The sequence below is a fragment of the Streptomyces sp. HUAS YS2 genome, assembly GCF_033343995.1.
In the GTDB taxonomy this organism is placed as follows: Bacteria; Actinomycetota; Actinomycetes; order Streptomycetales; family Streptomycetaceae; genus Streptomyces; species Streptomyces solicathayae.
Window position 1 is genome coordinate 2,889,989 of the sequence record NZ_CP137573.1, and the last position, 23,513, is coordinate 2,913,501.

Annotated in this window: 18 protein-coding genes; 7 read left to right on the forward strand and 11 right to left on the reverse strand. The window is 70.5% G+C overall.

Annotated elements, in window-relative coordinates:
- Positions 1 to 12 precede the first annotated feature (12 nt).
- The 5 genes from R2D22_RS13020 to R2D22_RS13040 form a co-directional block, all read right to left on the reverse strand.
- Positions 13 to 966 carry an ABC transporter permease gene (locus tag R2D22_RS13020; protein ID WP_318103281.1) on the reverse strand — a complete coding sequence of 318 codons (954 nt, stop codon included), beginning with the start codon at positions 964 to 966 and terminating at the stop codon, positions 13 to 15.
- Positions 959 to 1,891, reverse strand: a complete 933-nt coding sequence (locus R2D22_RS13025) for an ABC transporter permease (protein ID WP_318103282.1) — start codon at positions 1,889 to 1,891, stop codon at positions 959 to 961. Before R2D22_RS13025 ends, R2D22_RS13020 begins: the two co-directional genes overlap by 8 nt.
- 173 nt (positions 1,892 to 2,064) lie before the next feature.
- Positions 2,065 to 3,702 carry a peptide ABC transporter substrate-binding protein gene (locus R2D22_RS13030; protein ID WP_318103284.1) on the reverse strand — a complete coding sequence of 546 codons (1,638 nt, stop codon included), beginning with the start codon at positions 3,700 to 3,702 and terminating at the stop codon, positions 2,065 to 2,067.
- Positions 3,703 to 4,146: 444 nt separating this feature from the next.
- Positions 4,147 to 6,048 (reverse strand): translational GTPase TypA, encoded by a 1,902-nt coding sequence (gene typA / locus R2D22_RS13035; RefSeq protein WP_318103285.1) that lies wholly within the window; start codon positions 6,046 to 6,048, stop codon positions 4,147 to 4,149.
- A gap of 348 nt (positions 6,049 to 6,396) precedes the next feature.
- Positions 6,397 to 8,808: an ABC transporter family substrate-binding protein gene (locus R2D22_RS13040; protein WP_318103286.1), complete on the reverse strand. Its 2,412-nt coding sequence runs from the start codon at positions 8,806 to 8,808 to the stop codon at positions 6,397 to 6,399.
- Between the two features lie 250 nt (positions 8,809 to 9,058).
- Between R2D22_RS13040 and R2D22_RS13045 the strand changes: the two genes are divergently transcribed.
- The 5 genes from R2D22_RS13045 (at position 9,059) to R2D22_RS13065 (ending at position 13,541) form a co-directional block, all read left to right on the forward strand.
- Positions 9,059 to 9,277 carry a hypothetical protein gene (locus tag R2D22_RS13045; protein WP_318103287.1) on the forward strand — a complete coding sequence of 73 codons (219 nt, stop codon included), beginning with the start codon at positions 9,059 to 9,061 and terminating at the stop codon, positions 9,275 to 9,277.
- Positions 9,278 to 9,331: 54 nt separating this feature from the next.
- Positions 9,332 to 10,159, forward strand: coding sequence for a hypothetical protein (locus tag R2D22_RS13050; protein WP_318103288.1), 828 nt, complete (start codon positions 9,332 to 9,334; stop codon positions 10,157 to 10,159).
- 1 nt (position 10,160) lies between these two features.
- Positions 10,161 to 12,062 (forward strand): fumarate reductase/succinate dehydrogenase flavoprotein subunit, encoded by a 1,902-nt coding sequence (locus R2D22_RS13055; RefSeq protein ID WP_318103289.1) that lies wholly within the window; start codon positions 10,161 to 10,163, stop codon positions 12,060 to 12,062.
- Positions 12,062 to 12,832 carry a succinate dehydrogenase/fumarate reductase iron-sulfur subunit gene (locus tag R2D22_RS13060; protein WP_318103291.1) on the forward strand — a complete coding sequence of 257 codons (771 nt, stop codon included), beginning with the start codon at positions 12,062 to 12,064 and terminating at the stop codon, positions 12,830 to 12,832. Before R2D22_RS13055 ends, R2D22_RS13060 begins: the two co-directional genes overlap by 1 nt.
- 151 nt (positions 12,833 to 12,983) lie before the next feature.
- Entirely contained in the window at positions 12,984 to 13,541 is a 558-nt protein-coding gene (locus tag R2D22_RS13065) for a Uma2 family endonuclease (protein ID WP_318103292.1), read from the forward strand.
- A 4-nt stretch (positions 13,542 to 13,545) separates the two neighbouring features.
- Here R2D22_RS13065 and R2D22_RS13070 read toward each other — a convergent pair whose 3' ends face one another.
- Positions 13,546 to 14,565, reverse strand: coding sequence for a glycoside hydrolase family 18 protein (locus R2D22_RS13070; protein ID WP_318103294.1), 1,020 nt, complete (start codon positions 14,563 to 14,565; stop codon positions 13,546 to 13,548).
- A gap of 136 nt (positions 14,566 to 14,701) precedes the next feature.
- On the opposite strand from R2D22_RS13070, the gene R2D22_RS13075 reads away from it, so the two are divergent.
- Together R2D22_RS13075 and R2D22_RS13080 are read left to right on the forward strand one after the other, a co-directional pair.
- Complete coding sequence (locus R2D22_RS13075; RefSeq protein WP_318103296.1) at positions 14,702 to 16,813, forward strand: TPM domain-containing protein; 2,112 nt, start codon at positions 14,702 to 14,704, stop codon at positions 16,811 to 16,813.
- 27 nt (positions 16,814 to 16,840) lie between these two features.
- Positions 16,841 to 17,551, forward strand: coding sequence for a PspA/IM30 family protein (locus tag R2D22_RS13080; protein ID WP_318103297.1), 711 nt, complete (start codon positions 16,841 to 16,843; stop codon positions 17,549 to 17,551).
- 34 nt (positions 17,552 to 17,585) lie between these two features.
- Here R2D22_RS13080 and R2D22_RS13085 read toward each other — a convergent pair whose 3' ends face one another.
- The 5 genes from R2D22_RS13085 to R2D22_RS13105 form a co-directional block, all read right to left on the reverse strand.
- On the reverse strand, positions 17,586 to 20,144 hold the full coding sequence (locus R2D22_RS13085) for a SpoIIE family protein phosphatase (RefSeq protein WP_318103299.1): 2,559 nt from the start codon (positions 20,142 to 20,144) through the stop codon (positions 17,586 to 17,588).
- 148 nt (positions 20,145 to 20,292) lie between these two features.
- Positions 20,293 to 20,718, reverse strand: coding sequence for an ATP-binding protein (locus R2D22_RS13090; protein WP_318103300.1), 426 nt, complete (start codon positions 20,716 to 20,718; stop codon positions 20,293 to 20,295).
- A gap of 127 nt (positions 20,719 to 20,845) precedes the next feature.
- Positions 20,846 to 21,289: a (deoxy)nucleoside triphosphate pyrophosphohydrolase gene (locus tag R2D22_RS13095; protein ID WP_318103302.1), complete on the reverse strand. Its 444-nt coding sequence runs from the start codon at positions 21,287 to 21,289 to the stop codon at positions 20,846 to 20,848.
- Positions 21,290 to 21,386: 97 nt separating this feature from the next.
- A complete protein-coding gene (locus tag R2D22_RS13100) occupies positions 21,387 to 21,566 on the reverse strand; it encodes an SPOR domain-containing protein (RefSeq protein WP_318103303.1) in 180 nt (59 codons plus the stop codon).
- Positions 21,567 to 21,719: 153 nt separating this feature from the next.
- Positions 21,720 to 23,429 carry a purine-cytosine permease family protein gene (locus R2D22_RS13105; protein WP_318103304.1) on the reverse strand — a complete coding sequence of 570 codons (1,710 nt, stop codon included), beginning with the start codon at positions 23,427 to 23,429 and terminating at the stop codon, positions 21,720 to 21,722.
- Positions 23,430 to 23,513 lie beyond the last annotated feature (84 nt).

Sequence of the window (23,513 nt, forward strand, 5' to 3'; positions counted from 1 at the left end):
TTTACGCCCTCCTCAGCGCAGCTTGGGGTCGAGGGCGTTGCGGACGGCTTCGCCGAGCATGATGAACGCCAGAACGGTGAGGCTGAGCATGATCGACGGCCACAGCAGGATGTGCGGAGACGTACGGATCGCCGCCACACCCGCCGAGATGTCGACGCCCCACGAGACGGTCGGGGCGGCGAAGCCCAGACCCAGGTACGAGAGCGTGGCCTCGGCCGAGATGTAACCGCCCAGGGCGATGGTGGCGACGACGATCACCGGGGCCACCGCGTTCGGCAGGATGTGCCGGAACAGGATGCGGACGGTGCCGGCGCCGAGCGCCTTCGCGGCGTGCACGTAGTCGGCCTGCTTGACGGTGATCACCGCACCGCGCATGACGCGGGTGATCTGGGTCCAGCCGAGGAACGCCAGGGCGAACACGACCACCATGGTGGTGCGCTCGGTGAAGGCCTGAAGGACCACCATGGCGCCCAGCAGGAACGGGATGCCGAAGAAGATGTCCGTGATGCGGGACAGGATCGCGTCCGTGATTCCGCCGAAGTAGCCGGCGAGCATGCCCATGATGCCGCCGACGACGGTGACGAACAGGGTCACGAGGATGCCGACCGCGATCGAGGCACGGGTGCCGTGGATCAGGCGGGCGTAGACGGAGCGGCCCTGGATGTCGTAGCCGAGCCAGCCCTCGGAGCCGATGTTGCCCAGCTCGGGCTTGCCCACGTAGTGCTTGACGAGGTCGCCGGTGGTGGGCGAGGCGCTGGTGAACAGCGTCGGCCACGCCGAGATCAGCAGCAGCAGGACGATCAGCACCGACGAGACCAGGAAGTACGGGTTGCGGCGCAGGTCGGCCCAGGCATCGCCCCAGAGGGAGCGCGCCTTGTCCTGCTTCGCCGCGGTCGCGGTGTCCGGCGCGGAGGGGGTTGCGGCGGTCTCTTCGACGGCGGGAGCGGTCTTGGTCACGTCAGGCATAACGGATCCTCGGGTCCAGGACCGCGTACAGCAGGTCGACGAGCAGGCTGGTGACGAGGTAGACGATCACCAGAATGGTGACGAGGCCGACGATGGTCGTGCCCTCGCGACGGGAGATCGACTCGTAGATGACGCCGCCGATGCCCTTGACGTTGAAGATGCCTTCGGTGACGACCGCGCCACCCATGAGGGCGCCGATGTCGGTGCCGAGGAAGGTGACGACCGGGATCATCGAGTTGCGCAGCAGGTGCACGCCGATGACGCGGCTCTTCGGCAGGCCCTTGGCGACGGCCGTGCGCATGTAGTCGGCGCGCAGGTTCTCCGCCATCGAGGTACGGGTCAGCCGCGCGACGTACGCCAGTGAGAGTCCGCCGAGCACGATGGCCGGCGCGAGCATCTCGGAGAACAACTGGTCGTTGCTGACGTTGGGTTCGATCCACTCGAGCTGGAAGGCGAACACCATCTTGATGATGTAGCCGAGCACGAAGACCGGGATCGAGATGATCAGCAGCGTGAAGATCAGGATGGCGTTGTCCGCCAGGCGACCCGCCTTGAGACCGGCGATGACACCCAGGCCGATGCCGAAGACCAGCTCGAACACGAAGGCCATCGCAGCAAGCTGCAGGGTGATGGGGAACGCGTCACCCAGCACTTCGGTGACCGGGCGACCATTACGGATCTGGTTGCCGAAGTCGAAGTGCAGGATGATGTTGGTCATGTAGTTCCAGTACTGCTCCCAGATCGGCAGATCCAGGCCCAGTTCATGTCTCTTCGCGGCGAGCGTGGCCGGGTCGACGCCCTTGTCGCCGAACAGCCCCAGCACGGGGTCGCCGGGCAGGCTGTAGACCATGAAGAAGATCAGAAAGGTTGTCCCGAGGAATACCGGGATCATCTGGAGCAGTCGTCGTGCGACATAGCGCCCCATCATGCCTCCGTTGAGATGTGACAGCCGCAGCCGACGGGCCCTCCCACGGCACACCGTTCCCCCAACGGGTACGGGTATGCGGTGGAAGGGCCCCCCAGCCACTGCGTAAGGCGCCATCAGCGGGACTGACGTTCCGTCAGGCCCGCGACGGCTTGCGGACTACGCTTGGGTGATTACTTCTTGACCTCGACGCCGGTCAGGATCGGGTCGCCGTCCTGGCCGTACTTCACGCCGGAGACCTTCTCCGAGTAGCCCGCGTTGACCTTGTAGTACCAGAGCGGGATCGACGGCATGTAGTTGACCAGGGACTTCTCGATCTCCTGGAACTGCTTGACCGACTCGTCGAGCGTCGCAGCACCGTCGGCGGCCGCGATCTTCGCGTCCAGCTCCTTGTTGCTGAAGTCGCCCTGGTTACCCGCAGCGCCGGTACGGAACAGGTCGCTGATGAAGTTGGAGTTGATCGGGTAGTCCAGCACCCAACCGGAGCGGTAGATCGACTTGACCTGCTTGCTCTTACGAGCGGTCAGGTCGGCCTGGAAGTCCGGCTTGCTGTCACCCGTGCACTTGACCTGGGTGGCCTGGGTGATGCTGTTGCAGACCGCGTCGACCCACTCCTTGTGGCCGCCGTCCGCGTTGAACTGGATGGTGATGGCGTTGTTCGGGACGCCGCCACCCTCCGCGATGAGCGCCTTGGCCTTGGCCGGGTCGTACTTGGTGATGTCGCCCGCGCCGTTCTCCTGGTAGCCGAGAACACCCTTGGCGACCCAGCCGGTCGCCGGCTCGCGGGTGCCCTGGAGCACCGTCTTGGTGATCGTGGCGCGGTCGATCGCCATCGAAAGGCCCTGGATGACCTTCGGGTTGACCTGCTTCGGCTTCTTCCACTGGTCCGCGTAGAACGCGATGGCCAGCGTCTGGATCGAGGAGTACGGCTGGTCCACGGCGCGGTCGCCGAGGTCCTGGCGGTAGACCGGGAGGTCCTTCGGGCCGATCTGACGCAGAACGTCGACGTTGCCGGACTTCAGGTCCTCGTACGCGGCCTCGAGGGTGGTGTAGTTCTTGAAGATCACACCACCGTTCTTCGCCTTGTTCGGGCCGGTGTAGTCGTCGTTGCGGACGATCTTGATCTGCTTCTTGTGGTCCCAGCTGTCGAACTTGTAGGGACCGTTGCCGACCGGCTTCTGGCCCGCGGCCTTGGTGTCCTTGTAGAAGGACGCCGGCAGCGGCGCGAAGACGATGTAGGCGAGCTTGTGGCCGAAGGCCGGGGTGGCCTTCGAGAGCTCGATGGTGAAGGTGCTGTCGTCGACGACCTTCAGGCCCTCGAGCTCCTTGGCGGTGGACTTGGCGCCCTCAGCCTCGGGGTGGACCTTGTCGAAGCCCTTGATGTCGGCGAACCAGGACGACAGGCCCATGGCGTTGTCGATGTTGGCGTTCCAGTTCCACGCGTCCACGTAGGACTTGGCGGTCACCGGGGTGCCGTCGTGGAACTTCCAGCCCTTCTTGAGCTTGACGGTCCACATCTTCGAGTCGGTGGTCTCCACCGACTCGGCGTTGATCATCTCCAGCGAGCCGTCGTCCTTGTAGTCGACCAGGGTCGAGAACAGGCCGGCCATGACGATGGAGCCGTTGGACTCCATGGTGTCACCGGTGTAGAGCGGCTTCTCGGGCTCGCCCACCTCGATGGAGAAGATGCCGTTCGGGTCGACTTCACCCTTGGCGTCGTTGCCCTTGTCGCTGCCCCCGCCACAGGCGGTCGCTGCCAGGGCGACGACAATCGCGCCCGCTACCCACTTGGCGCTCTTGGCACCGCGCATGGGTTCCTCCTCATGAGTCCACTTTTGTCACTACAAGAGGGGGCACTTCCGAGGATCGCCGACACCCCTGACGGCGAGTACTCAAGTACCCCGAGTGTGCTCGTGAGTCGGCACTCCCCACAGTGCGTGACCCATTGACCCGAGCTCAATGGAGCCAACTATTAAGTACGCCAGGGCTGTAAACCACACTTAAGTGGTCTCGTTTTGGCAACATCAGGATGGGCCATGAGACCGAAATCCGGACAAAGCGAGCACAGACAGACACCCCCGAAACGGACCGTTAACACACGTTCCGGAGAGCGACGACCGATTACCGGACACCCGCCGAGCCAAATGGATTTGACGAAGGGCCCGGTCCCCCGCAGTGTCTGCGGGGGACCGGACCCTTGGATGACGCGTCGTCAGTAAGCCGTGACGTACGTCACTTCAGCGCGTTCAGGCAGGTCAGCCGTTCTTCGCGCGCGAGGCGGTACGACCGCGCTCCTTCTGGTCCAGGACGACCTTGCGGATGCGCACGGCCTCCGGGGTGACCTCGACGCACTCGTCGTCGCGGCAGAACTCCAGCGACTGCTCCAGGGAGAGCTTCCGCGGCGGGACGATCGCCTCGAAGGAGTCGGCCGAGGAGGAGCGCATGTTGGTGAGCTTCTTCTCCTTGGTGATGTTCACGTCCATGTCGTCGGAGCGCGAGTTCTCGCCGACGATCATGCCCTCGTACACCTCGGTGCCGGGGTCGGTGAACAGGACGCCGCGCTCCTGCAGGTTGGTCATCGCGAAGGCGGTGACCGCACCCGCGCGGTCGGCGACCAGGGAGCCGTTGTTACGGGTCGTCAGCGTGCCGAACCAGGGCTCGTGGCCCTCGTGGATGGAGTGGCCGATGCCCGTACCGCGGGTCTGGGTCAGGAACTCCGTGCGGAAGCCGATGAGGCCACGGGACGGAACGACGAACTCCATGCGGACCCAGCCGGAGCCGTGGTTCGACATGTTGTCCATGCGGCCCTTGCGGACACCCATGAGCTGCGTGACCGCGCCCATGTGCTCCTCGGGCACGTCGATCGTCATGCGCTCGACGGGCTCGTGGACCTTGCCGTCGACCTCCTTGGTGACGACCTGGGGCTTGCCGATGGTGAGCTCGAAGCCCTCACGGCGCATCTGCTCGACCAGGATGGCGAGCGCGAGCTCACCACGGCCCTGGACCTCCCAGGCGTCCGGGCGCTCGGTGTCGAGGACGCGGAGCGAGACGTTACCGATCAGCTCGCGGTCCAGACGGTCCTTCACCTGGCGGGCGGTGACCTTGCGGTCCTTGACCGCGGCCTTCGCGTCCGCGCCCTTGCCGGTGCCGCCACGGCCGACCAGCGGGGAGGTGTTGGTGCCGATGACCATGGAGATGGCCGGCTCGTCCACCGTGATGAGCGGCAGCGCGATCGGGTTCTCCGGGTCGGCCAGGGTCTCGCCGATCATGATCTCGGGGATACCCGCGACGGCGCAGATGTCACCGGGGCCGGCGACCTCGGCCGGCTTGCGGGTGAGCGCCTCGGTCATCATCAGCTCGGTGATGCGGACGTTCTGGATCGAGCCGTCGCGCTTGATCCACGCAACCGTCTGGCCCTTGCGCAGCTCGCCCTGCTCGACGCGGAGCAGCGCGATACGGCCGAGGAAGTTGTCGGCGTCGAGGTTGGTGACGTGGGCCTGGAGCGGCGCGTCCTCCTCGTACGTCGGGGCCGGCACGTGCTCCAGGATGGTGGAGAAGAACGGCTCCAGGTTCTCGCTGTCGGCCGGGACGGTGCCGTCCTCCGGCTTGGTCAGCGAGGCGATGCCGTCACGGCCGCAGGCGTAGACGATCGGGAACTCGATCTGGTCCTCGTCCGCGTCCAGGTCCAGGAAGAGGTCGTAGGTCTCGTTGACGACCTCGTCGATCCGGGAGTCCGGGCGGTCCGTCTTGTTGATGCAGAGGATGACGGGCATGCGGGCCTGCAGGGCCTTGCGCAGCACGAAGCGCGTCTGGGGCAGCGGGCCCTCGGAGGCGTCCACCAGCAGGACGACGGCGTCGACCATCGACAGACCGCGCTCGACCTCGCCACCGAAGTCGGCGTGGCCGGGGGTGTCGATGATGTTGATCGTGATCGGGGCCCCGCCGTCCTTGGGGTGATACTTCACCGCCGTGTTCTTGGCGAGGATCGTGATGCCCTTCTCACGCTCCAGGTCGTTCGAGTCCATCATCCGGTCGTCGAGCTGCTGGTGGGCGGCGAAGGCGCCGGCCTGCTTGAGCATGGCGTCGACGATGGTCGTCTTGCCGTGGTCGACGTGGGCGACGATGGCGACATTGCGGATGTCATGGCGCGTGGGCATGAGTGGCTTGCGCTTCTCTCGGATCGTGGGTCAGGCGTCGCAGAGAGTCTCTTGTCCTCGTACGCCCGCCGGGCGGGGACGCGCCACGGCTCCTCCCATGGTACGGGGCCGCCGCGCCATGGGCTTCCCGGGCCGGAGTGAAGAGCACCGGAAGCGCGGGAGGAGAAGGGGAGAACAAGCCACGTCCCGGCGTGGGGGAGACCGGGATGTGCACGCATTTGTCGCTGTGGGGGGTGGTGGTGCGCCCGGGTCAAGGGCATCGGCGATCTTGCCCGCCGGGCGAGCCGGCGGGCAAGGGACTTGAGCCGATTCTGAGCTTGCGCCGGGGGATTCCGGCGTTCCGGCCGACTAGTTCTTCGCACCCTTGGAGGATTCGGGCTTCTTCCAGCCGATGTCCTGATAGCGCGGCGCCGCGAAGCCGAAGGCGCCGGCGTTCACCAGCTCGTGGCGGGCGGCGACCAGCTGGGGCCGCTGATAGAGCGGGATGGAACCGGCGGCGGCCCAGATCCGGGCGTCGGCCTGCTTCACCAGCTCACGGGCCTGCTCCTCGTCCAGCTCGGAGACGGCCTGATCGAACAACTGGTCGATTCTGTCGGTGCCGACCCGGGAGTAGTTCTGCTCGACGAGCAGCGAGCCGTCCGAGGCGGGTTCCGGCTTGGCGAAGATCGGTCTGGCGTCGGTGGCCGGGAAGGCCGAGGCGGGCCAGGAGTAGAGGGCGAGGTCGTACTCGCCCGCGGCCACGTGGTCCTTGAAGAAGCTGTCGTCCGCCACCTTGGTGATCTCGGTGCTGATGCCGACCTCGTCGAGCATCTGGACGATCTTGTCGCCGACCTGGCGCAGCGACTCCGAGCCCGGCCCCGACGGCAGGACGAAGCGGAGGGTCAGCGCCTTGCCGTCCTTGCCGAGCGGCCCGCCCGCCGCGGTGCCGGCCGGGGCGGGAGCCGCGGTGCCGGCCGGGGCGTACGCGCCGGCCACGGCGTCCTGGTCACCGGTGACGGACTGCGCCGAGCCGATGGCCGCGGCCTGCCCGAGCAGGGCCTCGCCCTGCGTCGCGGCGCCGGCCGCCGGGGCGAGCACGTGGGTGCCGTTGTCGGCGCCGCCTACCCGGGGCTCGCCGGCCTTGCCGTCCCGGCCGCCCGCGGCCGCGGGCGGCGCGGCCGGGGTGTCGGCCGGGGCCCGGCCGCCGGGGAGCACGGTGCCGGGCGGGACCTCGCCCGGCTTGTCGTCGCCGACGATGTAGAGGCCGTCGTCGGAGGCGGAGTCGCCCCTGTTCTTCTCCGACGTCTTCTTCCCGTCGGCCTTCTTCTCCGCCGCGTCCTTCTTCGCCGGTTCCGCGCCCGCCTTGGTCCCGGCAGGCTTCTTCGTCGCACCGCCCGGCACCCAGCCGGCGTCCGCGAGCAGAGCCTTCGCCTCCTGGGCGTCCTGCTCGCCGAGCGCGTTGCTGCTGTCGGCGTACGCGGCCTGGCCGGCGAGGGCGAGATGGCTGCCGGGCGGCTTCGCGGGCAGGCCCAGCGGGGAGAGCACGACCTCGGCCAGCTCCTTGCGGTCCAGGGCCCGGGCGACGGCCCGGCGCACGCGCTCGTCGGCGAGCGGCCCGGACTCGCCGTTCAGCGAGAGCTGGGTGTAGGCGGGCTCAAGGGACTTGCGGACCCGGAACTGCTTCAGGGCGTTCTGCTCGGCCGCGTACGCGGCGATCGCCTCCTGGTTCTTCTGCCGCGCGGCCCGGACGGTCGCCGCCTGGCCCTCGTCGGAGCCGTACGCGAGCGCCCAGGACTTCAGGGCCGCGGACGGGGTGATCGCGGCGCCCGGGCCGTGGGTCAGCGCCTTGCTGCCGCCTGCCCCCTCGTCCCGTACCGCCCGGGCGATGCGGTCGGCCACCGAGCGGTCGATCTCGGCCAGGTCCACGCTGCCCTTGGCGAGCGCCGCGCCCCGGTCCGCGCGCGGCACCGCCGCCAGCACCAGCGAGTCCAGCTTGGCCGGCTGACCCCACCAGCGCGGATTGCGGTCCAGGGTGATGGAGCCGGTCTTCCGGTCGAACGTCTTGATCCGAAAGGGCCCCGCGGTCGCCTTGAGCGTGGCGCGCGCGCCCTCGTTGAAGGCGGCCGGCGTGCCCGTCACGTCCTTCGGATAGAGGGGACTGAACAGCGACTGCCAGTCGGCGTACGGCTTGCTGAAGGTGACGCGCACCTCCAGGTCGTTCGCGCCCTTCTCGATCTTCTCGATGCGCTCGTAGCCGGCGTTCCGCGCGGTCCAGTACGCGGTGTCCCGGCCGCTCAGCGCCCGCCACTGGGCCACGAAGTCCGGTGCGCCGATCTCCCGGCCGTCGCTCCACACCGCCTGCTGGTTGAGCTTGTAGAGCACCACCTGCTTGGGTTCGCGCTCGACGATCCGCGCGGACTCCAGATAGTCCGGGTTGAGCGCCGGCCGGCCGCGGGTGTCGAGGGTGTAGAGCGAGGGCAGGACGGCCCCGGCGACCCGGGAGGTCGCCGCGTCGGCGTCCGCCTGGAAGGTGTTGAGGGTGGTGGGCATCGCGTCCACGGCCCAGCGCACGGTGCCGCCGTCGGCGACCTTGTCGCGGACGGCCGGCGCGAGGTCCTGGGCGGCGACCGGGGACCCGCTCTCGTCCTCGCCGGAGCTGCAGCCGGCGAGCAGGGAGACGCCGAGCACACCGCTGGAGACCAGCGCGACCGAGCGGAGGGTGCGGGAGCGGGGGCTCCGGGGGCCGGTCCTGCCACGAAGAGCGGCGCCGAACTGGGACATGGCTTGTACCTCTTCGTCCTGGTTTGTGGAATTTGGCGATGATCACACCTAATGCCCATACACTGAAGAGGACGGAACGCGCCCGTACAGGGCGACACGGCGGCGCCGCCCGCGAACCCACCCGTGCGGCTCAACCGCCGCCGCCCCGGACGAGTGGAATCCCCGCACACGGCTTCCCAACCAGTGATGTGACGCGCGACACTCCTAGGCGCGTGTTCACCCCCGCCACCGCGGAAGTGAGGGCAACCCCATGTCCCTGCAGGACGAGCTGAACGCCGTACGGCGCACCCTCGACGAGCTGAACCGCAAGGTCGAGGAACTGGAGAAAAGGGCCCCGGGCGGCGGGTCGGCGAGCCCCCCGCCGGACAAGTCCGGGCTCGTGAGCATCCCCGACACCCCGTACGACGACGCGCTCTGGACGGACTCCGACGACGAGGGCCTGGGCGCCCGCGACCGTCACGCGCCCTGACGGCTCCGTCGCCCCGGTACGCCCCCCAGCACGGCGGACCCCTAGGAGACCTCCTTGGCCACAGGCACGGAACCACCCGACCTCGCGCCGGGCAGCGGTGTCCACGACGCCTCACGCGCCGCCATCGCCGCCCGGCACCTGCGTACCGACCGCTGGTGGCTGGCGCCCGCCGCCACCGCGGCCGGACTGCTCGCCTTCGTCGTCTACTCGACCTGGCGGGCCTTCGCCAACGCCGACTACTACGCCGCCCCGTACGTCTCGCCGTTCTACTCGCCCTGCCTGGCGGAGAACTGCGTCCCGATGAAGGGCGGCCCCAACTGGGAGATCTTCGGCAGCTGGTGGGGCCTGTCGCCCGCGCTGCTGATCCTGGTCTTCCCGCTCGGCTTCCGGCTGACCTGCTACTACTACCGCAAGGCCTACTACCGGGGCTTCTGGGCCTCTCCCCCGGCCTGCGCGGTCGCCGAGCCGCACGCGTCGTACTCCGGCGAGACCCGCTTCCCGCTGATCCTGCAGAACGCCCACCGGTACTTCTTCTACGCCGCGCTGCCGGTCGCCGGGATCCTCACCTACGACACCGTGCTCACCTTCCGCAACGCGGACTACGAGTGGGGCCACGCCGGCCTCGGGACGGTCGTCTTCCTCGTCAACATCGTGCTGATCTGGGCGTACACGCTCTCCTGCCACTCCTGCCGGCACATCATCGGCGGCCGGCTGAAGCACTTCTCCCGGCATCCCGTGCGGTACCGGCTGTGGGGCCTGGTGGGGCGGCTGAACGGACATCACATGCTGCTCGCCTGGGCCTCGCTGCTCAGCGTCGCGTTCGCCGACTTCTACGTGTACCTGCTCGCCACCGGCACCTTCGACGACCCGAGGATCTTCTGACATGGCACAGGTCGACCGGCAGCAGTGGGACGTCGTCGTGGTGGGCGCGGGCGGCGCCGGGCTGCGCGCCGCCATAGAGGCGCGGGAGCGGGGCGCCCGTACCGCGGTGATCTGCAAGTCCCTGTTCGGCAAGGCCCACACGGTGATGGCCGAGGGCGGCATCGCCGCCTCCATGGCCAACGTGAACGCGCACGACAACTGGCAGGTCCACTTCCGCGACACCATGCGCGGCGGCAAGTTCCTCAACCAGTGGCGGATGGCCGAACTGCACGCGAAGGAGGCACCGGAGCGGGTCTGGGAGCTGGAGACCTGGGGCGCGCTCTTCGACCGCACCCCCGACGGGAGGATCTCGCAGCGCAACTTCGGCGGGCACGAGTACCCGCGGCTCGCGCACGTCGGCGACCGGACCGGCCTGGAGCTGATCCGCACCCTCCAGCAGAAGATCGTGGCGCTGCAGCAGAAGGACTTCGCCGAGACCGGGGACCACGAGTCCGGCCTGAAGATCTTCCAGGAGTGCACGGTCACCCGCATCCTCAAGGACTCCTCCGGCCAGGTGGCGGGGACGTTCTGCTACGACCGGGAGACCGGACGGTTCTTCGTCCTGGAGGCACCCGCCGTGGTCCTGGCGACCGGCGGGATCGGCAAGTCCTTCAAGGTGACCTCGAACTCCTGGGAGTACACCGGCGACGGGCACGCGCTCGCGCTGCTCGCCGGGGCCCCGCTGCTGAACATGGAGTTCGTGCAGTTCCACCCGACCGGGATGGTCTGGCCGCCGTCGGTGAAGGGGATCCTCGTCACCGAGTCGGTGCGCGGCGACGGCGGGGTGCTGCGCAACTCGGACGGCAAGCGGTTCATGTTCGACTACATCCCCGACGTCTTCAAGGAGAAGTACGCGGAGACGGAGGAGGAGGGCGACCGCTGGTACGAGGACCCGGACAACAACCGGCGCCCACCCGAACTGCTGCCCCGTGACGAGGTGGCGCGGGCCATCAACGCCGAGGTGAAGGAGGGCCGGGGCTCCCCGCACGGCGGGGTGTTCCTCGACGTGTCGACGAGGATGCCGGCGGAGGTCGTCCGCCGCCGCCTTCCGTCCATGTACCACCAGTTCAAGGAGCTGGCGGACGTCGACATCACCGCGGAGCCGATGGAGGTCGGGCCGACCTGCCACTACGTGATGGGCGGCATCGCCGTCGACTCGGACACCGCCGCCACGGTGGGCGTGCCGGGGCTGTTCGCGGCCGGCGAGGTCGCGGGCGGGATGCACGGCTCGAACCGGCTCGGCGGCAACTCCCTCTCCGACCTGCTCGTCTTCGGACGGCGGGCGGGGCTGCACGCGGCGGAGCACGCCGCGGACTGCGAGGTGCGGCCCGAGGCGACGGCGGCCGAGGTCGACGCGGCGGCCGCCGAGGCGCTGGCCCCGTTCGGCGCGGAGGCGTCGGAGGAGGGCCCGGTGGAGAACCCGTACGCGCTCCACCAGGAGCTCCAGCAGACGATGAACGACCTGGTCGGCATCATCCGGCGGGCGGGCGAGATGGCCGAGGCGCTGTCACGCCTTGCCGCGCTGCGGGAGCGGGCCCGGCGGCTCGGCGTCGAGGGGCACCGGCAGTTCAATCCCGGCTGGCACCTGGCCCTGGACCTGCGGAACATGCTGCTGGTCAGCGAGTGCGTGGCCCGGGCCGCGCTGGAACGGACCGAGAGCCGCGGCGGGCACACCCGGGAGGACCATCCCGCGATGGACCGGGAGTGGCGCGCGGTGAACCTGCTGTGCCACGCCACGGAGAACGACGGGGCCGGGCACGGGGTCCGGCTCGAGCGCATCCGCACGGAGCCCGTCCGCCCGGACCTGCTCGCGCTGTTCGAGAAGGACGAGCTGGTCAAGTACCTCGCCGAAGAGGAGCTGTAGTGACCACCTATGACGCGCACTTCCGGGTGTGGCGGGGCGACTCCGACGGCGGGGACCTGAAGGACTTCACCGTCGCGGTGCACGACGGCGAGGTGGTCCTCGACATCGTGCACCGGCTCCAGGCCACCCAGACGCCGGATCTCGCCGTGCGCTGGAACTGCAAGGCGGGCAAGTGCGGTTCGTGCTCGGCGGAGATCAACGGCCGGCCGCGGCTGCTGTGCATGACGCGGATGTCGGTGTTCGCGCGGGACGAGACGGTCACCATCACGCCGCTGCGGGCCTTCCCGGTGATCCGGGACCTCGTGACGGACGTGTCCTTCAACTACGCCAAGGCACGCGAGATCCCGTCCTTCGTACCGCCGGCCGGGCTGGAGCCGGGCGAGTACCGGATGAAGCAGGAGGACGTCGCGCGCTCGCAGGAGTTCCGCAAGTGCATCGAGTGCTTCCTGTGCCAGGACACGTGCCATGTGGTGCGCGACCACGAGGAGAACAAGAACGCGTTCGCCGGGCCGCGCTTCCTGATGCGAGTGGCCGAACTGGACATGCATCCCCTGGACGCCGCGGAGGAGACCGGCCTGGACCGGAAGCGGACGGCCCAGGACGAGCACGGTCTCGGCTACTGCAACATCACCAAGTGCTGCACGGAGGTGTGCCCCGAGCAGATCAGGATCACGGACAACGCACTGATCCCACTGAAGGAGCGCGCCGTGGACCGGAAGTACGACCCACTGGTGTGGCTGGGCAACAAGATCGGCAGGAGAAAGGGCTAGCAGGCGACCGCGGTGCGGCGGTCCACCGTCCGCGCCGCGGGCCACAGCCCGTTCGGGTGACACCGCCGTCGCACGATCCGATGCGCGGTAGCGTCAGCACGGACACCACGTCGGAACGAGCCCCAGCCCGCATCACGGCGCAGGACGGACGATGAGCACAGCCCCTGACTACGACGGCATCGACGACCCCGAACGCGCACTCAAGTACGCCGTGCAGCACATCCGAGGCGACCGCGCCCAGATCATCGAGGGAATCATCGAACCGGTGTCGCCGACCTGGGACCACGAAGCCGCCGCCGAGACCATCCGCGACCAGCTCCGGCCCCGTGTACGCGAACTCGGTTGCGTCACCGGCTCCGGAAACCTGGATCTGCCCGGCTCCTCGAACTGGTACGTCCCCGACATCGCCGTCGTCCCCGCCGCCCAGGCCAAAGGAGCGACGGCGCTGCTCCCCGAGGACACTCTCCTGATCGTCGAGGTCACCTCCGAGTCCAACCGGGACACCGACCGAGTCGTGAAACGGAAGCGGTACGCCGAGTACCACGCCCCGCTCTACCTGATCGTGGACCGGCAGGAGCAGAGCGTCACCCTGTGCTCGGAACCCGGCCGGCTCGGCTACACCCGCGTCGACGGCCCGCACCCCTTCGGGACCCGGATCCGGCTGCCCGATCCTTTCGGGCTGGACCTCGACACCAGCGATCTGTCCTGACAGGTCAGTGCCAGTCGCTCCGGTACGCGGCCCAGTCGGCTTCCTCGGCGGCGAAGTCGACGTACAGGGCCACGCCGAAGCTCTTGCGGTCGCGGTCGGTGCGGTCGAGGCCCAGGCGGGTGCCTCTGACGGCGGCGGAGACGGTCTCGGCCGACTCGTGGTGGCCGAGGTCGTCCTCGTGGAAGAAGGGCAGGCCCATCAGCAGGTCGGTGTCCTCGGGGGTGACCTCCAGCGCGAGCGCGGTCTGCTGGGCGACGTAGCCGCCGTACATGCTCTCCAGCGGCATCCACGTGTCGTACGACATCACCGCGATCTGGTCGACCCGGCGGGCGACCTGGCCGAAGAACTCCTGCGACCACCACTTCTCGCTGCCGCTCAGCGCGCCCACCACGGTGTGCGCGGCGGGCAGCGGGTCGATCTGGTGGGCGGCGACGGAGAGCTGCGCCCGGCGGGGGCGGGTCAGCGCGCCGAGGTCGTCCAGGAGCGAGAGGTAGTGCGCGTCGTCGGAGTGCAGCGGCTCCAGGTCGAAGTGCACCCCGTCGAAGCCCGCGTCCAGGATCTGCCGGGCCGAGGCCACCACGGCGGCCCGTGACCCGGCGTTCTCCAGGCGCAGCCCGTCGGGCCCCTCGGTGGCCAGCACGTCCCCGAGCCAGGCCTGCACGCGTATCCCGGGCATCGTGCGGTGCACGGCGTCGATCAGCCACTTCGCGCGGGGATAGCGGTCCGCCGGCAGCGTGCCGTCGTGCTCCAGCGGGCCCGCGTGCACGTACAGGTCCCGTATCCCGGTGCCCTTGATCCGCGCGGCGAAGGCGGCGAGGTCGGCGTCCTTCTTCCGGCCGTCGACCCAGGCGTGGCCCAGCCAGACGGCGTCCTTCCCGCGGGACGTCGTACCGGCCGCCGGATCTCCCGCGTAGGAGATCCGCAGGGCGGCGTACGCGCCGACCGGTGGAAGGACGAGCAGCAGGACGAGTCCCAGGGCGACCCAGCGCCCCCGCCGCCACCAGCTCCGCACACGCTGCACCACCGAGACCCCCAAGGTCCGAGTCGAGACGATCACCACCCTAGGGGCGGCTACTGACAGTGACGCCTCACGGTCCGTCACGGTTTCCGCGGAACCGGTCCGGTCGCGGGGGTCCAGATGGCGTCATAACCTCCGAAACGTGACGCGAACAGCCACCCGAACCCTTCTCGCGCTCCTGGTGGCGGCGTGGTGGCTGGTCGTGCCCGCCGTCTCCGGCGCACGGGCCGACGACCCCGTCGTGCTGTCCCGCGAGGGGCAGATCACCGACAAGGTGGGAGCGCTCGGCGACCGCCGGGCCGAGGTGGAGCGGGCGCTCGACCGTCTCTACGACGACCGGCGCCTCCAGCTCTTCGTCGTCTACGTACGGGACTTCTCCGGCCGCTCCGCGCAGAACTGGGCCGACGCCACGGCCGACCGCAACGGCCTCGGCCGGGACGACGTGCTCCTCGCCGTCGCCACCCACGACCGGCAGTACGCCTACACCGTGGACGCCGACTCCCCGCTCACCGACCTCCAGCTCGACGACGTGGCCCGGACCGCGATCGAACCGGCGCTGCGGCAGAACGACTGGGCGGGCGCCGCGATCGGCGCGGCGAACGGCTACGACGCGGTGCTCGGCGGCGCGCCCGTGCCCGTCCCGACGGTCACCCCCGGCCCCGCCGACCCTGGTGGCACGGACTCCGTCGAGGGGAGCGACTACATCCTGCCGGTCCTGGTCGTCGGCGGCGCGGGCGTGGTCGCCGCGTTCGCGGTCTCCCGCAGCCGCCGCAGGAAGACCGGCGGCGCGGCGCCGAAGCCCGGCGGCTGGGGCGCCCCGCAGGCACCGGCCGAGACGCCGCTCGCCGAACTGGACGGGCAGGCACGGCAGGAGCTGGTGGCGACCGACGACGCGGTGCGCACCAGCCAGGAGGAACTGGGCTTCGCCACCGCCCAGTTCGGCGAGGAGGCGGTCGAGCCCTTCGCGGAGGCGGTGCGGTACGCGCAGGGCGAGCTGACCGCGGCGTTCCGGCTGCGCCAGCAGCTCGACGACGCCCACCCCGAGGACGACGCGAGGCGGCGCTCGATGCTCGAGGAGATCCACCGGCGCTGCGCCGACGCCAACACGCGGCTGGACGACGTCGCCGAGGACTTCGACCGGCTACGCGACCTGGAGCGGGACGCGCCGCGCGCCCTGGAGGCCGCCGACGCCGCGTTCCGCGAGCAGAGCGCGCGGGTCGGCACTGCGGAGGCGGCGCTGGCCGCGATGCGCGCGCGGTACGCCGAGTCGGCCGCCTCGCCCGTCGCGAGCGACGTCGAGCAGGCCCGGGACCGGCTGCTGTTCGCGACGGAGAACATCGACCGGGCCCGACAGGCCGTCGAGGCGGGCGACAACGGCGTCGCCGCCGTTCACATCCGCGCCGCCGAGAGCGCGATCGACCAGGCCGCCCGGCTCATCGAGGCCGTCGACCGGCGGGCCCAGGAGCTCGCCGAGGCGGTGGGGAAGCTGCCGGTCGCGCTGGCCGAGACCGAGGCCGACCTCGCCGACGCGCACGGACTGCTCCAGGGCACCGCCGAGGGCGTGTCCACGGCCGACCTCCAAGGCCGGGTCGCCCGTGCCGAGTCCGTCATCGCGGACGTCCGGCGGGTCGTGGAGGGCGGCCGCTACGACCCGCTCGACGCGCTGCGCCGGGTCGAGGAGGCGGACGCGACGCTGGACGAGGCGCTCGCCGGGGCGCGGGAGCGCGAGTCCGGTACCCGGCGGGCCCGGGCCCTGCTCGACCAGGCGCTGCTGACCGCCCGGTCCGCGATCGGCGCGGCGACCGACTACGTCACGACCCACCGCGGCGCGGTGGGCAGCGAGGCCCGAACCCGGCTCGCCGAGGCCCAGCGGCGGCTCGACCGGGCCGGGCAGCAGGCGGCCGCGGACGACCCGCAGGGCGCGCTGGCCGAGGCGCAGCAGGCCGACGCGCTGGCCCGGCAGGCGCAGGGCCTGGCCGAGCAGGACGTCCGCGCGTACGGGAACCCGGACGTGGCGCGCGGCCCGCAGGGCACCGTCGGCGGCGGGCTCGGCGGGGCGGTGCTCGGCGGCATCATCCTCGGCGGGCTGTTCGGCGGCGGAGGCGGCCGGGGCGGCGGGTTCGGCGGAGGCTTCGGCGGAGGTACGGGAGGCGGGTTCGGGGGCGGTACGGGGGGCGGCGGATTCGGCGGCGGGCCCGGCAGCTTCGGCGGCGGGGGCACGCGCGGCAGGCGGGGCGGCGGCGGCCGTTTCTGACCTCTCACCCCTACAAGGAGCAGATCCATGAGCAAGCAGACCATCCTCGGCCGCGTCACCCAGCTGGCCAAGGCCAACATCAACGCCCTGCTGGACCAGGCCGAGGACCCGCAGAAGATGCTCGACCAGCTGATCCGCGACTACACGAACAACATCGGTGAGGCCGAGCAGGCCGTGGCGGCCACCATCGGCAATCTGCGGCTGATGGAGCAGGACCACCAGGAGGACGTGGCCGCGGCGAAGGAGTGGGGCGGGAAGGCGCTGGCCGCGAGCAGGAAGGGCGACGAGCTGCGGGCCGCCGGACAGACCGCGGAGGCCGACCGGTTCGACAACCTGGCGAAGGTCGCGCTCGGCCGGCAGCTCCAGTCGGAGAAGGAGGCGCGGACCGCCGAGCCGACGATCGCCGCGCAGACCGAGGTGGTGGCGAAGCTGAAGAGCGGCCTCGACCAGATGAAGGCCAAGCTCTCCGAACTGAAGGCCAAGCGCGACGAGCTGGTGGCCCGGGCCACGTCGGCCCGGGCGCAGAACCAGATGATGGACGCGGTGAAGAACATCGACGTCCTGGACCCGACGAGCGAGCTGAGCCGGTTCGAGGACAAGGTGCGCCGCGAGGAGGCGCGGGCGCTGGGCAAGCAGGAACTCGCCGCGTCCTCCCTGGACGCCCAGTTCGAGCAGCTGGACAGCCTGGGCGACGAGGCCGAGGTCGCGGCCCGGCTGGCGGCCCTGAAGGCCGCCTGACGTCGCCTGGGGAGTCCCCGGGGGCGCCCGCGCGTCAGAACATGCTCAGCAACTGCTCCACCGTGGGCTCCGCGCTGTTCTCCCCGTCCGGCAGCGGCAGTTCGAACCACACCGTCTTGCCGCGCGGCGTCCGGCGCGAGCCCCACGCGGCGCTGAGCAGACCGACCAGCTGCAGGCCGCGGCCTCCCTCGTCGGTGTCCCGGGCCCGCCGCCGCCGGGGCTGGACCAGGCCGGAGTCCCAGACCTCGCAGACCAGCGTCCGGTCGCGCAGCAGCCGGAGCCTGATGTCGCCCTCGCCGTACCGCAGGGCGTTGGTGACCAGCTCGCTGACGAGCAGTTCGACCGTGTCCACCAGCGGTTCCAGGTCCCAGGCGGTGAGCTGGCCGCGGGCCAGCTCGCGGGCCCGGCCGACCGAGCGCGGTTCGCGCGGCAGGCTCCAGTCGCCGACCGCCTCCGCGGGCAGCCCCTGGATCCGGGCCATCAGCAGGGCGATGTCGTCCTGGCCGTGCCGGGTGTCCAGGGTGCCGAGGACGTGGTCGCAGACGTCCTCGAGCGGCCGTCCCGGATCGGTGAGGGCCTGGCGGAAGGCGTTCAGGCCCTCGTCGAGCGGATGGTCGCGGGACTCGACGAGGCCGTCCGTGTACAGCGCGAGCAGCGAGCCCTCCGGGAGCTCGACCTCCACCTCCTCGAACGGCTCGCCGCCGACGCCGAGCGGCATCCCCGGCGGTACGTCGAGCAGCATGGCGGCCTCGCCGGGCTCGACGAGCACCGGCGGCAGGTGACCGGCGTTGGCGAAGGTGCAGCGCCGGGTGACCGGGTCGTACACCGCGTAGACGCAGGTGGCGAGGTAGACCTCGGAGAGCTCGGGGCCGCGGGCCTTGTGGGCGCGGGCGCTCTGCTGGGCGCCGGCCGGTGCGCCGAGACCGCGGGCGATCTCGTCGAGATGGGAGAGCACCTCGGCCGGTTCCAGGTCCAGCTGGGCCAGGGTGCGTACGGCGGTGCGCAGTTCGCCCATGGCGACGGCGGCGCGCAGGCCGCGTCCCATGACGTCGCCGATGACCAGGGCGGTGCGGTGGCCGGGCAGTTCGATGACGTCGAACCAGTCGCCGCCGACCTCGGTGGCGGCGTTGCCGGGGAGGTACCGGCAGGCGATGTCGAGACCGGCGGCCTCGGGGTCGCCGGGCGGCAGCAGGCTGCGCTGGAGGATCAGCGCCCGCTCGTGCTCGCGCCGGTACAGGCGGGCGTTGTCGATGCAGACGGCGGCCCGGGCGGCCAGTTCGACGGCGAGCGCGCGGTCCCGCTCCCCGAAGGGCTCGCTGCCCTTGGCCCGGGAGAACTGGACGAGGCCGACGACGGTGTCGTGGGCGACCATCGGTACGGCGAGGGTGGACTGGACGAGGCTGCCGTCCGCCCCGGGCACGGTGTGCACCCGGCCGGTCCGCAGGGCGCTCGCGCAGGCCGAGTTGAACGGGTAGCGGTGGACGGAGCCGACCTCGACCGGCCCGTCCTCGCAACAGCCCGGCACCGAGCGGAGCTCCACCGGCGCGTCGGAGACGGCGCTGGCGAAGGCGACCCGGCGCAGTTCCGCGCTCCCGGCGCCGTAGCCGACGTCGTGCGACGAACCCCAGCGTCCCGGCGGGGCCTCGTCGCCGGTGAGCAGCCCCTGGTAGAGGTCGACCGAGGCGAGGTCGCAGAAGCCGGGGACGGCGACGTCGAGCAGCTCGCGGGCGGTGGCCTCCAGGTCGAGCGAGTTCCCGATCCGGGCCCCGGCCTCGTTGAGCAGAGCCAGGTTGCGGCGGGCGCTGGCGGCCTCGCGGGCCGCGTTGTGGCGGCGGGTGACGTCGACACCGAGGCCGGCGACGCCGATCGGTCTGCCGGAGCCGCTGTGCACCCGGTAGAGGTTGATCGACCAGTGCCGGCGGTCGCTGCTGCCGGGCGGGGCGCCGATGATCTGGAGTTCGGTGACGGCCTCGCCGGTCTCCAGGACCCGGCGCAGCGCGGCGGTCATCCGGTCGGCCTCGGCCCGGGCGAGGTAGTCGTGCACGGTACGGCCCCGGTGGTCGTCGGCGGAGCCGCCGAAGACGGCCGCGAAGCGCTGGTTGGCGCGCTTGACGGTGAGGTCGGTGCCGAAGAGGAGGAAGCCGAAAGGGGATTGGCCGAAAATGGCCTGCGAAGCGGCGAGGTCGGTCTCGATCCGGCGCAGCGCGCGGACGTCCACGACGATGCACAGGGCGGCCCGTTCGCCTTCCTGGGTCTCACTGGGCATCACGTACATCTCGGCGATGCCGTGCGGGCGGTCGCCGCCGGGTATCCGGAACGGGACCAGCCCGGTCCACTCCTTGCCGTCCAGGATCTCCGCGACCCTCCGGTGGCCGCGCTCGCGCAGCTCGGCGGGCATGAACGCCTCGACCGGATCCTTGCCCCTGGCCTCTTCGACGGACACGCCGAACAGCTCGGTGGCCCGCCGGCTCCACTGGTCGACGAGCCCGTCGGGCCCGATCGAGAAGGAGGCGACCCTGATGTAGTCATAGATCGAGCCAGGCGGGCTGCTCTGCCACACGACGCCGCTCGCCGTCCCAGGTATCTCGCTCACGCGACCGTCCCCTCCAGCTCACCGCACCGGACCGGCCATGCCCGCAGTATTCAGCACTACGGCCCCCGACGGCACGACGTTCACGATCACAGGGTGGTCTCGTTCGTTTTGAGCCGAGCCGCCGGTGATCGATAGTCCCACCTGTCTTCTAACCAGGCAGGGCCAGCTCGAACCACACGGTCTTGCCCGTCCTCCCCTTGCGGGTCCCCCATCGGCGAGCGGAACAGGCCACCAGCTGAAGCCCCCGACCGCCCTCGTCGTCGGGTCCGGCGCTGCGTTCCAGGGGCGGATCCGGAAGCGGATCGGAGACCTCCACCAGCAGGGCGGGGTGCCGCTCGGCGTCGCCGTTGGCGTACTGGCGGACGATGCGGACGCCGATCGGGCCGGAGGCGTAGCGCAGCGAGTTCGTGACGAGTTCGCTGACGAGGAGGACGGTCACGTCACGGGCGGCGGGGTCGACGTGCCAGGCCCTGAGGGTGTCGCGTACCACGTGACGCGCCGCGCGCACGGCGCCCGCCTCCGCCGGGAAGTTCCACTCGGCGCAGTCGCCCTCGTTGTCGATCACGCCGACCACTTCCCCAGACCCGATGGGAGACCCACGTCCTTTTTCAGGGGGTTAATGGGCACATACCCGATATAAGGGGTCGGATATCGCGGCATCCGGGGCAGCGGTCGCGCGGTGACGCGAACGGCGTACATGCTCAGTCGCGCGCCCCGCCGGGCGCCTCCTCCGCGGGTACGGGCCACAGCCGCTCGACGGCGGCGGCGAGTGCGGGCCGGTCGGCGTCGAGCCAGTCGACGGAGTCCAGCTCGTCGCGGGCGAGCCAGCGCAGCTCGTCGTGGTCCTCCAGCGGCCGGGGCTCGCCGGAGAGCAACCGGGCCGTCCAGACCCGGAGCACGTACCCGGGCTTGAGCGGCCACTCCCCGGGGACCCGTTCGCCGGGCTCGGTCTCGACGCCGAGTTCCTCGCGCAGTTCGCGCACCAGCGCCTTCTCAGCGCTCTCCCCCGGTTCGAGCTTGCCGCCGGGCAACTCCCAGCGGCCGGCCAGCTCGGGCGGGGCACTGCGGCGCGCGGCCAGCAGGCGCCCCCGGTCGTACAGGGCTCCGGCGACCACGACGACGTGGTCAGCGTTGCGATCGGTCATGCGCCGGAGCGTAGCCGGAGCGCGGGTGGTCGAACCGCGGGCGGCCGGTGCGCGGGATCGGTGCGCAGGGTCGGTGCGCAGGGTCGGAGCGCGCCGGTCAGAGGGCGGGCTGCCCTATGCGCTCGACCCAGTAGAGCTGCTTGTGGCCGCGGTCGTCGAGGCTGTCGGCGAGCTTCTGCGCCTCGTCCCTCGTGGCGTATCTGCCCACGCGATAGCGGTTGCCGTTGTCGTCCTGGCGTATGACCAGCCAGGGCAGGACAGCGCCACTGTCACTCATCGGGCCCTCCCTCCGCCGGTCCGCGCGCCTCTGACCATCCCCAGGAAACCGCAATCCGCATATGCCCGAGCTTACGCCTGACCTTTACACAGCGGATATGCGTTTTCACAAAGAGATACGTTTCCGGCCAGTAACCGGCGGAGGGGCCCCGCGTCAGTGCCCGGAGAGGGACTTCGGGACGGTCGGAACCGGCATCAGAACGGGGCCGGCGCCCGCCGGATCCTTGCGGCAGACGTCACCGCAGCCGGCGTCCAGCGAGCAGCAGAGCGAGCAGATCGGGCCCGCGTGCACCGGGCAGTCGGCGATGTCCGGCAGCTCGTACGCCGTCTCGCACACCGCGCACTCATGGGTCGCCGTCTCGTCCTCGATCTCCACGCCGGGGCCGTTCACCGGGTTCGGGCGGGCGAGGTAGTACTTCCCCTTCGTCGCCCAGGCGATCAGCGGGCACAGGACCAGCGCGAGGCCGGCCGCGATGAAGGTCGAGAAGGCCTCCGCGTACGCGCCGAACACCCCGAAGAAGGCGACGATCGAGACGGTCGAGGCGATCACCATCGCGCCGAACCCGGCCGGGTTCACCGCGTACAGGTAGGCGCGCTTGAACTCGATGTACGGAGGGCTCCAGCCGGCCCGCTTGTTGATGACGAGGTCGGCGGCGACCGCGGCGATCCAGGCGATGCCGACGTTGGAGTAGAAGCCGAGCAGCTTGCCCAGCGCCGCGAACATGTTCATCTCCATCAGCGTCAGCGCGATGGCGAGGTTGAGGAAGATGTACCAGACCCGCCCCGGGTGCCGGTGCGTGACGCGGGAGAAGAAGTTCGACCAGGACAGCGAGCCGCTGTACGCGTTGGTGACGTTGATCTTGATCTGGGAGACCACCACGAAGACCGCCGCGGCCGGCAGCGCGAACGTGCCGAGCCAGGGCCTGAGCGCCTCGATCTGCGGGGCGATCGGCTCCAGGGCGTGGGTCTTGCCGACCGCCTCCAGGGCGACGAAGGCGAGGAACGCGCCACCGAGCTGCTTGGCCGCGCCGATGATCACCCAGCCGGGGCCGGCGGCGAGTACGGCGAGGTTCCAGCGGCGCTTGTTCGCCTCGGTCTTCGCGGGCATGAAGCGCAGGTAGTCGGCCTGCTCGCCGATCTGGGCGATGAGGGAGAGCGCGATGCCGGTGCCGAGCCCGAAGCCGATCCAGGAGAAGCCCGACCCGGCGCCCTCGGTGCCGCCGAAGGCCCCGAACGCGCCCCAGGCGTCCGGGGCCTCGAAGGCGAGGACGACGAACGGCAGCACCATGCCGACGATCCAGACCGGCTGGGTCCAGGCCTGCACCTTGGCGAGCGCGCCCATGCCGCGGAAGACGATCGGGATCACGATCAGGGTGGTGACGAGGTAGCCGACCTCGACCGGCAGCCCGACGGCCTGGTGCATGGCCTGGGCCATGATCGAGCCTTCGAGCGCGAAGAAGATGAAGGTGAAGGACGCGTAGATGAGGGACGTCAGGGTGGAGCCGAAGTAGCCGAAGCCGGCGCCGCGGGTCACCAGGTCCATGTCCAGGCCGTACGTCGCACAGGCCCGGGCGATCGGGATGCCGGTGAGGAAGATGATCACGGCCGCGGTCAGGATCGAGGCGAGACCGCTGGTGAATCCGTAGGTGAAGACGATCGATGCGCCGATCGCGAAGTCGGCGAGATAGGCGATGCCGCCGAGCGCGGTGCCCGCGACCATGCCGGGCGACCAGCGCCGGAAGGAGTGCGGCGCGTACCGCAGGGAGTAGTCCTCGCGGCTCTCGTCGGCGGCGAGCCTGGCGTAGCTGCGGCGGGGTGGGGGCGTGGGCGCGGGGGTGGTGTCGCGCGTGACGATGTCCGTCATGGGGTTTCCTGTCGTCCGACCGGATTGCGGGGTACGGGCGAGGAAGGTAGGAGGGGGGCATGACGGGGCGTCGCATCCCGCGAT

Excerpts from the sequence above, each read along its gene's own strand:
- R2D22_RS13020 (WP_318103281.1), bottom strand. The coding sequence starts at position 966 with ATGCCTGACGTGACCAAGACCGCTCCCGCCGTCGAAGAGACCGCCGCA.
- R2D22_RS13025 (WP_318103282.1), bottom strand. The coding sequence starts at position 1,891 with ATGGGGCGCTATGTCGCACGACGACTGCTCCAGATGATCCCGGTATTC.
- R2D22_RS13030 (WP_318103284.1), bottom strand. The coding sequence starts at position 3,702 with ATGCGCGGTGCCAAGAGCGCCAAGTGGGTAGCGGGCGCGATTGTCGTC.
- typA (WP_318103285.1), bottom strand. The coding sequence starts at position 6,048 with ATGCCCACGCGCCATGACATCCGCAATGTCGCCATCGTCGCCCACGTC.
- R2D22_RS13040 (WP_318103286.1), bottom strand. The coding sequence starts at position 8,808 with ATGTCCCAGTTCGGCGCCGCTCTTCGTGGCAGGACCGGCCCCCGGAGC.
- R2D22_RS13045 (WP_318103287.1), top strand. The coding sequence starts at position 9,059 with ATGTCCCTGCAGGACGAGCTGAACGCCGTACGGCGCACCCTCGACGAG.
- R2D22_RS13055 (WP_318103289.1), top strand. The coding sequence starts at position 10,161 with ATGGCACAGGTCGACCGGCAGCAGTGGGACGTCGTCGTGGTGGGCGCG.
- R2D22_RS13065 (WP_318103292.1), top strand. The coding sequence starts at position 12,984 with ATGAGCACAGCCCCTGACTACGACGGCATCGACGACCCCGAACGCGCA.
- R2D22_RS13080 (WP_318103297.1), top strand. The coding sequence starts at position 16,841 with ATGAGCAAGCAGACCATCCTCGGCCGCGTCACCCAGCTGGCCAAGGCC.
- R2D22_RS13095 (WP_318103302.1), bottom strand. The coding sequence starts at position 21,289 with ATGACCGATCGCAACGCTGACCACGTCGTCGTGGTCGCCGGAGCCCTG.
- R2D22_RS13100 (WP_318103303.1), bottom strand. The coding sequence starts at position 21,566 with ATGAGTGACAGTGGCGCTGTCCTGCCCTGGCTGGTCATACGCCAGGAC.
- R2D22_RS13105 (WP_318103304.1), bottom strand. The coding sequence starts at position 23,429 with ATGACGGACATCGTCACGCGCGACACCACCCCCGCGCCCACGCCCCCA.